The 789-nt window shown below is 58.0% G+C and carries 1 protein-coding gene; it reads right to left on the reverse strand.

Annotated elements, in window-relative coordinates:
* Nucleotides 1-789 (reverse strand): tetratricopeptide repeat protein (locus tag QUB14_RS28540; RefSeq protein ID WP_333297474.1); only part of this gene is annotated, 789 nt, incomplete at both ends.

The following is a 789-nucleotide window of genomic DNA, read 5'->3' on the forward strand; positions in this document are numbered from 1 at the left end:
TTTCCCAGAGCCGCCCCCTGGCCTTGGGGGTCTTTAATTTCTCGCGCGATCGCCAACTGCTGCTGAGCGTACTCGATCGCTTTGGCGTAGTCGCCGAGGTTACGGTAAGCACTTCCCAGACTTCCCAGAGCCGCCCCCTCGCTTTGGCGGTCTTTTATTTCTCGCCCGATCGCCAACACCTGCTGAGCGTACTCGCTCGCTTTGGCGTAGTCGCCGAGGGAAAGGTAAGCAATTCCCAGATTTCCCAGAGCTCTCCCCTGGCTTTGGCGGTCTTTAATTTCGCGCCCGATCGCCAACGACTGCTGTTGGTACTCGATGGCTTTGGCGTAGTCGCCGAGGGAAAAGTAAGCAATTCCCAGATTTCCCAGAGCCGCCCCCTCGCTTTGGCGGTCTTTTATTTCTCGCGCGATCGCCAACAACTGCTGAGCGTAGTCGATCGCTTTGGTGTAGTCGCCGAGGTTACGGTAAGCAGTTCCCTGATTTCCCAGAGCCGCCCCCTCGCTTTGGCGGTCTTTTATTTCGCGCGCGATCGCCAACTGCTGCTGAGCGTAGTCGATCGCTTTGGCGTAGTCGCCGAGGTTACGGTAAGCAGTTCCCTGATTTCCCAGAGCCGCCGCCTCGCTTTGGCGGTCTTTTATTTCTCGCCCGATCGCCAACACCTGCTGAGCGTAGTCGATCGCTTTGGCGTAGTCGCCGAGGGAATCGTAAGCAATTCCCTGATTTCCCAGAGCCGCCGCCTCGCTTTGGCGGTCTTTTATTTCTCGCCCGATCGCCAACACCTGCTGAGCG

This window comes from Microcoleus sp. B3-D2, from assembly GCF_036705345.1.
In the GTDB taxonomy this organism is placed as follows: Bacteria; Cyanobacteriota; Cyanobacteriia; order Cyanobacteriales; family Microcoleaceae; genus Microcoleus.